Genomic DNA, 5809 nt, shown 5'->3' with positions numbered 1-5809 from the left:
TTCATGGCCCGGTGGGGCGATGTTTAGCGCCTTGCCCGTCGACAGCTCAACACGGGCGGTCAACGTGTGAATATGGGCCGTTCCGTCTTGCTCTCTGTGCAGAACCGCGCATGTCGCGTACTGGTCGGGATCGAGGCCGGCAAACGCGGTGCGCTCAAAATCCTGCACAACCTGGTTAATTTGCTCGGGGGTCGGGTTGTCCTCCGGCGACCAGGCGATAACGCCGGACGTATAGCGCCACTGGTGCGCGCTGGCGTCGGCCACTTCAGCCACCAAATGCGGGTCGCCACTCAATACCGTTACCTCGGCGCGTTCCTCACCATTGTGGTCACGCTCGCCTAACAGGTAGTTGACGGCACCGCGAGCGCTGCCCTGACCGTGAGCGAGAAACTTGATATGCACGGCTAGACCTCCTCACCTTGGTCAGCAGGATCGTAGCGGGGCAGCTCGGCCAGTCGGTGCAGCTCTCGCTGCATCGCGGCCAGTTCAGCCAGTAGCCGGGTATGGTCAGCAGGGGATAGCCCCACACTGTTCAGCACGCGAGCCATCTGGTTAATGTTGCTGCCAATAGCGGCTAGCTGCCGCAAAAGCGCGGGGTCAGCGGTCAGTGTTCGCAACCGTCGAGGCTGTCGGCGTAGCCCCGTTTGCACGGCCTCGGCACCGTCAACACGTTGGCGTAGCCAATCGCTTAGCGACTTGTCAGCCGCCTTGGCAGCCTGCCGCCAATGTGCGGCAGTATCGTCGGGCAGTCGCAGCGTTACCCGCTGAGAGAGCTGTCGGCGGCTCGGTTGGTCAGGCATGACCATGCCTCCGGGGGTTGGGGTTCGGGGATTGAAGGGGCAGCGCCCCTCACCAGCCCCTGTCGACAAAGAGCGTCAGCGATTTTGTCAGACAGGGTAGGCTGGCTTATATACCTAAAGCCAGCCTCACCAGTATAGCCCGAACTCAGCTCAGTCGTCACTCAAGGGCAAACCGGGCTGCTCCTCATCCCGCACAACCTTCGCCTTGGGTGCGGCTTTAGGCTTCTTGAAGCCGTGACGCCGCAGCGCCTTGGAAAGGCGCTCATGGGCTGCCCATATACGCTCAGCCTGCTCGTTAGACAGTCCATCACGAAGGCTGTCGACCTCCAGCGCTTCGACTGCCTCATTAAGCATACCGTCAAGATAGGACAGTCTAAATTCTAGCTTGTCGACTGTCCTTTTTTCTTCCCGACTAGACAGGTATTTTTTTAGACTGTCGACTTCATCTTTTTCTAACTGTCGACATACCTCTTCAGTGACTGTTTTCAGGTACTTGTCTTGGCTGGCGACGATGCGGCCAACGGTGCGCTTACGTTCCGGGAGATACTCGCTACGGATGCACTGCAGCTTCCGGCCCTTTTCTCTAAATTGCATGGTAGACAACCCTTTAAAATGACTGGCGACAATCTAAATATAGACTGTCTAAACAGTCTTTTCAAGTGACTGCTGGCAGTTATTGGAACAACTGCCGACAGTCAAAAATAAAAACTGCCTATAGGTGCCGAAGTCTCACCAGTGAGACAAAAAGCCGGGTGGCCTGACTAGGGTTTATAGCCGTTAGGCCCAGCGGGGACATCGTGAGCGGATCATTAGACGCAAAAAGGTGTGCGTTAAGGCTAGGGCCTGTTGACGTTTCACATTGGCAGCCATAAAAAGCCGCACGCCAAGGCCACCATGCTCTCGTAGTTTCGCTTGAGCTTATCGTATCGCGTCGCGATGGCGCGATACGGTTTCAATCGAGCAAAGGCGTTCTCAACCAGATGCCGATAGCGATATAAGCCTCTGTCCAGATTGGCATTTCCTTTCTTTGAGTTGCGTTTGCGTGGAATGACGGCAACCATGCCCTTGGCTTCGATCTGTTCACGGATACGCTCGCTGTCATAGCCCTTGTCAGCCACCAGCGCATCACCCGCCGGCAAGTCGTCAATCAACACCGGCGCTTCCCTGCTGTCGTGCACCTCACCGCCCGTTATCCTGAAGGCAGTCGGCAGCCCATAGGCATCAACGGTCAGATGGATCTTGCTGGTGTTGCCTGCACGACTTTTGCCAATGGCTTCGGCGTCTTCCGTGGCAGCCCCCGTGCTGTCCTGGTGTGCCTTGACATAAGAGCCATCAATGAACAGCCACTCGACATCAGGATCTTCCACCAGAGAGCTGAAAATCCTCATCAGCTTTCCACTCGCTGACCAGGTGTTGAAGCGCTTGTAGACCGTGTTCCAGAGCCCAAACGCCTCCGGTAGGTCCCGCCACGGGCAGCCGGTGCGCATCCGATACAGAATGCCTTCCACCGTGGTACGCAAGTCGGCCTTGTCATAAATACCGTGTTGAAGCAGGATAGATTTCAGCTTCGACCAGTGTTCATCCGTGAGCATTTGTCGGGGCATGGCAGGCTTGCAGTTTGTTGGTGTAGGAGCCTTTATTCTGCGAGCTTGCCCCTATCCTGCCAATACCCCTGCCATGAAACGTCAACAGGCCCTAGTTAGTGTTGGTGTGCATCCGTGTCCGAGACAATATGAACATTTCTGTATCGCTCATAGGTAGATTGCCAATTTCCTCACATTCAGAGCGCCCACCGGAGAAAATATAACCTTGGCGCCCAAATGTGTTCAGCACCGCAATTTCTTCAACTCCAGCAAGGTATGAATCGGGGGCACCAGTGAACACAGGCATGCAAATTCCTGTAGAAATTAGCGGACGCAACACCTCATCAGTCATACGCCGCTCCCTCGTAATGACAATTAACTGCTCTCCTTCCAAGATAATCTCTTCGGGATTCCAAGGTTCTAAAGCGGAAATCAGTCTTTCTTTATCATCGCCATTGGCAGCTGATGCGATGGCTAACGATCCAAGTATCAGCCCCACCAAACCCAGTGTACGCATACGACCTCCAAAATTATCTGTATGAAAAACGCTACACTAAATTAAGTCTTTTTAACCAAAAATGTCAGGTTAGTTGTTGATGCCGCGTAGCGGCATGGAGCGAAGCGGTAACGGGGTTTTGGTGGGCGCAGCCCACTGCATTGCTAAACCGGGGTTGCAGGCGATTTGCACGGTACCGGTGCGCGGTAGCGCCCACCTAAAGCGGCGCAGGTGCGCAGCACCTAGAAGCCGCTGCCGCGCCTCTGGCGCGCCATCATCAGGCAGCCCGAAGGGCTGGGCGGAGCGGAGCGGAGGGTAGGCGAGCGCATGTGCGCTCTTTTCTGTACCTTTTCCCTTTTCCCTTTTAGGCGATATAAATTATTGATTTAAAAAGGTTATTCGGCTTAAAAAGGGACGGATAGGCGGTTAAAAGGGGACGGATAGGCGGTTAAAAGGGGACGGATAGGCGGTTGAAAGGGGGACGGATAGGCGGTATAAAGGGACATGAAAAATTAAAGTCCCTTTAAAGGAGGCTCGCCCTTGAGTTTGCCGCTGGTCTACAAGTCCAATGCCCTTATCGAGGCATCCTACCGCCTGACAGTCTACGAGCAGCGCATACTGCTTGGCTGCATCGCCCAGGTGCGGCGGGATGCACCGCTAACTGATCAGCAGCTCTACACAGTCACTGCCCAGCAGGTGGCCGACATGGCCGGGGTAGGACTCAAGACAGCCTACAGACACCTGAAGGAAGCTTCAGAACGGCTATTTGATCGTCGCGTGACACTGCACGAAGCCCCAAACGGCGGGGGCGGGGCGAAGGTACGCCTTACCCGCTGGGTGCAGGAAGTTGTTTATCAAGAGGATCAAGGCACTGTAGCACTGCGGTTCAGTCAGCCGATGGTGCCCTATCTGTCGCAGCTCACCGAGCAGTTCACCCGCTACGCGCTTGCCGATGTGGCCCGGATGGATAGCGCCCACGCCATACGACTCTATGAGCTACTGTGCCAGTGGCGCGACGCCGGGCAACGGGAAGTCGAAATTGGCTGGTTGCGCGAAGCCTTCCAGCTGGGTGACAAGTACCCGGCCATTAAGGACTTCAAAAAACGTGTCCTTGAACCTGCCATTAACCAAGTCAATGAACTCTCGCCAATGTGGGTGAAGTGGTCACAGCGCAAAACCGGGCGGCGCGTCTCTCACTTGGTGTTTACCTTCGGCGAGAAGCCCTCAGAAAAGCCCGTGAAGGCACAAAAACCCAAAACCAGTGGAAACGCCAAAGGGAAGGGCAAAAACGCCTCAGGGGCCATCTACGGCATTCCTAGAGCCATCATCGAAGCCAAGGCGCGGGCAGGGGAGAGCTACGAGGACGCCGCCTTACGGCTGCTCAACGAAGCCAAACAGCGGTAGGGTCACATCCCTAAACCATGATCCCGGCTTCGCACCAAGGCGCGTTGCTGGAGTAGATCGGCCATGCCCTTAGCCTTGGCCGGGTCGTCCTTCATGTCAGCCAGCACGCGCCGCTGTGCCGCTTCGGGCATGGCGTTGTAGTTATCAACCTGCTCTCGCAGCTGTTGCGGTGTGTCCTTCCAGTCGCTGCTGGTGTCTCGGTAGCCAGCCATACCCAGCGAGCGCTTCCGGCAGAGCGCCGTAAATTCATTGACGATGGGTTCAGCCTGCTTGTGACGCGCCTCACGCTGTCGAGCCAATTCGGCCTGCTGCTGGGCCTTGCGCTGCTGTTGGGCCTGCTGGGCAAGCCGCGCTTGATAGTCCTGAGCCGTCTGTTTTACCGCATCCGTAAGGCGGTCAACTGCTCGGTCAGCGCCTCGAAGCGCTTGGTCAGTTTGTCGACCGCTGCCGCGTTCCTCTGGTCGCTCTGGTGCAGGGCTTGGCGTAGCTCCTCGCTGTTGTTCTGCTGCTCGACCAGCGTTTTTTGCAAGCTCCGTAGCTGTTTTGATAAGTCGCTCACCAGCCGCTCTGAATCGAGCTGCTGCTGCTCTAACTGCCGCAATAGCAGGGTTTCCAGTTCCGTCATGGGTTAATTCCTTGTGTTCGTCAGCTCGACTACCTGTGTCCCGTCGTCTTCCATGTTCCCTATCCACGCTTCCCCAACCAAGTACGTCGCGCCCTGAATCGTGCGTATTTCCAGATGATCGCCCAACCGAGGCATCGACTCGGCCCGCTGGATCTCTTGCCGAAGTGTCGCCAGCTGCTGCAAACGGCTGTCTATCAGACGGTCGGCTATGGCCAGTCCACCCGCTGTCATGCCACCCACGGCCAGCATCACGGCTACCGTGATCGCTGCCGGGCGCGTCCAGTTCCGCAGTCCGCCCGCCCGGCTCAAGCGCTCGGCCTGTGCCACTGCCGTGGCTAGGCGCTTCTCGATCTGTTCGATCTGCTCCCGTTGCCCAGTCACGACTGAGTTCAGCTGTTTGCTCAAGCTGTGGTTCAGGTCGTTGATAGCGCTCTCGGTGGTATGCCTCGCGGCGGCCAGTTGCTGCCTCAAGGCGTTTTCGTGCTCGCTCAGCTGCGTCTGGGTCACGCTGTCCATCTCGGCCAGCTGCTGCGCTCTGCGCTCGGCGAGCTTCTCGCTCAAGGGTTTGGTCGATGGTCCAGTTGTCACGGTATAGCTCTCCTCGCAGCCGGATGGGCTTGTCTTCGCCATGAGGCCGCACGCTCACATAGTCCTTGCTGGCTCGCGTGATCTCGCCGATGTCGGCCAGCTCCTGACGTACTTCTTTGGCGTTCGTTACCAGTCCATCAGCGGCCATTGCTTCGATGTGGGCGGTGATCTCAGCGCGGGTCTTGGGGTGCCTGTCTGGGTGGCTTCGGTGGGGTTCATGGCCGGGCTGTACGTGCCGGAAGCGCTCAGGGTCGTCTGGGCGCGCCCAGCCTTGTGAGTGGTTCCAGTAGTCGCGCAGCGGGTCAAAGGTCTT

The 5809-nt window shown here is 57.2% G+C and carries 10 protein-coding genes; 3 read left to right on the top strand and 7 right to left on the bottom strand.

The annotated features are described in order from the left end of the window. The first annotated feature begins 72 nt into the window (after window positions 1-72). A complete protein-coding gene (locus FRH_RS18555; protein WP_281998188.1) occupies window positions 73-342 on the top strand; it encodes a hypothetical protein in 270 nt (89 codons plus the stop codon). Between the two features lie 62 nt (window positions 343-404). Here FRH_RS18555 and FRH_RS18550 read toward each other — a convergent pair whose 3' ends face one another. The 4 genes from FRH_RS18550 to FRH_RS18535 form a co-directional block, all read right to left on the bottom strand. Beyond that, window positions 405-800, bottom strand: a complete 396-nt coding sequence (locus FRH_RS18550; protein ID WP_172119080.1) for a MobC family plasmid mobilization relaxosome protein — start codon at window positions 798-800, stop codon at window positions 405-407. A gap of 150 nt (window positions 801-950) precedes the next feature. Continuing rightward, the gene (locus FRH_RS18545) at window positions 951-1394 is read right to left on the bottom strand and encodes a hypothetical protein (RefSeq protein WP_281998187.1); all 444 of its coding nucleotides are present in this window, start codon (window positions 1392-1394) and stop codon (window positions 951-953) included. A 260-nt stretch (window positions 1395-1654) separates the two neighbouring features. Further along, window positions 1655-2404, bottom strand: a complete 750-nt coding sequence (locus FRH_RS18540) for an IS5 family transposase (RefSeq protein ID WP_230835154.1) — start codon at window positions 2402-2404, stop codon at window positions 1655-1657. Between the two features lie 91 nt (window positions 2405-2495). Beyond that, a complete protein-coding gene (locus tag FRH_RS18535) occupies window positions 2496-2900 on the bottom strand; it encodes a hypothetical protein (protein WP_281998186.1) in 405 nt (134 codons plus the stop codon). A 519-nt stretch (window positions 2901-3419) separates the two neighbouring features. On the opposite strand from FRH_RS18535, the gene FRH_RS18530 reads away from it, so the two are divergent. Further along, window positions 3420-4283, top strand: a complete 864-nt coding sequence (locus FRH_RS18530) for a RepB family plasmid replication initiator protein (RefSeq protein ID WP_281998193.1) — start codon at window positions 3420-3422, stop codon at window positions 4281-4283. A gap of 2 nt (window positions 4284-4285) precedes the next feature. On the opposite strand, the gene FRH_RS18525 is transcribed toward FRH_RS18530, so the two are convergent. The 3 genes from FRH_RS18525 to FRH_RS18515 all read right to left on the bottom strand — a co-directional run bounded on the left by FRH_RS18525 (window position 4286) and on the right by FRH_RS18515 (window position 5496). Next, the gene (locus FRH_RS18525) at window positions 4286-4582 is read right to left on the bottom strand and encodes a hypothetical protein (protein ID WP_281998192.1); all 297 of its coding nucleotides are present in this window, start codon (window positions 4580-4582) and stop codon (window positions 4286-4288) included. A 77-nt stretch (window positions 4583-4659) separates the two neighbouring features. After that, on the bottom strand, window positions 4660-4908 hold the full coding sequence (locus FRH_RS18520; RefSeq protein WP_281998191.1) for a hypothetical protein: 249 nt from the start codon (window positions 4906-4908) through the stop codon (window positions 4660-4662). A 3-nt stretch (window positions 4909-4911) separates the two neighbouring features. Beyond that, window positions 4912-5496 (bottom strand): hypothetical protein, encoded by a 585-nt coding sequence (locus FRH_RS18515; RefSeq protein WP_281998190.1) that lies wholly within the window; start codon window positions 5494-5496, stop codon window positions 4912-4914. A 40-nt stretch (window positions 5497-5536) separates the two neighbouring features. Here FRH_RS18515 and FRH_RS18510 point away from each other — a divergent pair, with 40 nt between their 5' ends. Next, window positions 5537-5773 carry a hypothetical protein gene (locus FRH_RS18510; protein ID WP_281998189.1) on the top strand — a complete coding sequence of 79 codons (237 nt, stop codon included), beginning with the start codon at window positions 5537-5539 and terminating at the stop codon, window positions 5771-5773. The last annotated feature ends 36 nt before the right edge of the window (window positions 5774-5809 follow it).

The organism is Halomonas sp. A020 (assembly GCF_027943625.1).
GTDB lineage: Bacteria > Pseudomonadota > Gammaproteobacteria > Pseudomonadales > Halomonadaceae > Vreelandella > Vreelandella piezotolerans.
This window is presented reverse-complemented; position numbering and strand designations above follow the sequence as displayed.

Coding starts and splice junctions, on each gene's coding strand:
- FRH_RS18555 (WP_281998188.1), top strand. CDS start 73: ATGGGCCGTTCCGTCTTGCTCTCTGTGCAGAACCGCGCATGTCGCGTA.
- FRH_RS18550 (WP_172119080.1), bottom strand. CDS start 800: ATGCCTGACCAACCGAGCCGCCGACAGCTCTCTCAGCGGGTAACGCTG.
- FRH_RS18545 (WP_281998187.1), bottom strand. CDS start 1,394: ATGCAATTTAGAGAAAAGGGCCGGAAGCTGCAGTGCATCCGTAGCGAG.
- FRH_RS18540 (WP_230835154.1), bottom strand. CDS start 2,404: ATGCCCCGACAAATGCTCACGGATGAACACTGGTCGAAGCTGAAATCT.
- FRH_RS18535 (WP_281998186.1), bottom strand. CDS start 2,900: ATGCGTACACTGGGTTTGGTGGGGCTGATACTTGGATCGTTAGCCATC.
- FRH_RS18520 (WP_281998191.1), bottom strand. CDS start 4,908: ATGACGGAACTGGAAACCCTGCTATTGCGGCAGTTAGAGCAGCAGCAG.
- FRH_RS18510 (WP_281998189.1), top strand. CDS start 5,537: ATGAGGCCGCACGCTCACATAGTCCTTGCTGGCTCGCGTGATCTCGCC.